This is a genomic window from Streptomyces sp. NPDC056948, from assembly GCF_042674225.1.
In the GTDB taxonomy this organism is placed as follows: domain Bacteria; phylum Actinomycetota; class Actinomycetes; order Streptomycetales; family Streptomycetaceae; genus Streptomyces; species Streptomyces purpurascens.
Genome location: NZ_JBHUQX010000795.1, coordinates 1 through 1,563 on the forward strand (window position 1 = coordinate 1; position 1,563 = coordinate 1,563).

Annotated in this window: 2 protein-coding genes; one reads left to right on the forward strand and one right to left on the reverse strand. The window is 67.4% G+C overall.

Translation table 11 applies throughout. The features are described from left to right. Positions 1 to 741: 741 nt before the first annotated feature. A complete protein-coding gene (locus ACFTZL_RS44780) occupies positions 742 to 1,125 on the reverse strand; it encodes a hypothetical protein (RefSeq protein WP_382596358.1) in 384 nt (127 codons plus the stop codon). A gap of 72 nt (positions 1,126 to 1,197) precedes the next feature. On the opposite strand from ACFTZL_RS44780, the gene ACFTZL_RS44785 reads away from it, so the two are divergent. Next, on the forward strand, positions 1,198 to 1,563 hold a 366-nt coding region (locus ACFTZL_RS44785), incomplete at its 3' end, for a transposase family protein (protein WP_382596361.1).

Here is a 1,563-nt window from a genome sequence, read left to right on the forward strand (position 1 = left end):
CGGAATGACGGGTTCGGCACCGCCCGAGGCCGTGACGGAGCCCGACTGTGACCATCGGCCTCCTCAGCGAGCGCCCGGCGGCGGACGCCGTGCCCTTTCCTCGCCGAAGGCCGCCGACCACCGTGGGGGATCCCGCGCGCCCCGGTTGTCGTCGGGACGGCGCTCTCACTCCCATCCATCCGACAGAGCAGCCGGCCACGCGCCCGGCGACAGGGCGGTAACGGCCGAGGTCATTGTGCTCAACGGCTCCCGAACGGCTGAACCTCGAGCTCGTCAGTGTCGAGGCACGTGATGCTGAAGGCCGCACAGCTGACAGCATCTTCGACAGTGCCCAGAACATCGGCTCTGGCCTCAGCGGGACCTTGATTCCGGACAAGCCGCCAGTCGCCACTTACGCGTTTGACCTGCCCCGACAGGCCGCCACCAGTATGGACGTCGAAGTGATACCGGGCTTCGACTACACCCCGGCGATATGGAGCGGCTCTACCTCTTGATCAATGCGGTGCTGCGTTTCTCGGGCCTGCCCTCGGCCGGGGTCGAATGGTCGTCCTGCTGCTGGCGCGGGCGGGGCTGCGGCGCGGGCGGGTGGCTGGCGGCGGGCCGCTCGCAGGAACGCCAGGGCTGTGGCTGAGCACCGCCATCGAGCGCCTGGAGTTTGTCGGCGTAGAGCTTGGCCCGCCTCAAGGCTGTCCCGTAATCGCAGGCCACCCCCCAACGACGGGTCGCTCCGCGCTCCCGTGCCTAGCCGAAGATGAGCTCAACGTCCTTGTCCACGCAGAACCGCAGGACGGTGGCCAACTGACTGACGTCTTCGATGCGCCGTCGGAGGGCGGGGCCGCTGTCGTCAGGCTGACGTTGGTCGAGAATTGCTTCCAGTCGGGGCAGCATGGCCGCGCACTGAGCGGGCGCGAGGTCGGGGCCATCGTCGTCTGGATGGTTGAGTAGAGGCGCCAGCGTGGTGGAGACGCTGCACCACTGGCGATCTCCGCCGAAGCCGTCCATCTCGGCGAGCGTGAACACCTCGGCCTCGGCCAACCACTTCCTGAACATGCTGAAGCCGGTGTAGGACCAGGAGATGTCCGGGCTCGCAACGTCGTCGTCGCCTGGGAAGAGCATCAGACCCATCTTGTCTCCCTTGCTTGCTCAGTGCCCAGGATCAGTCGTGGGAGGGGTGTCGGCAACTGAAATGATCTCCGCATGGCTGGTGTGACCACAGCGGCGGAGCCGTCCTGGACAGCTCCGTTCACTGGGCTGAGCCCGCGCGCTTTGAGCAAGCTGGTGACCCAGCTGCGTAGGGAGGGTGTCGACGCTCCGGGTCGCGGACGGCCGTGGAGGCTGCCGCTGGCGGATCGTGTGCTGCTGGTCGCCGCGTACTGGCGGACCAACCTGACGTTGCGGCAACTGGCACCACTATTTGGTGTGTCGAAGTCCGTGGCCAGTCGCGTCGTTGCCCACCTCGGCCCGAAGTTCGCGCTCGAGCCGCGCAAGCGTTTCGCGAAGGACGCGGTGCTGATCGTGGACGGCACCCTGGTACCCACCCGCGATCGCAGCGTTGCCGAGCAG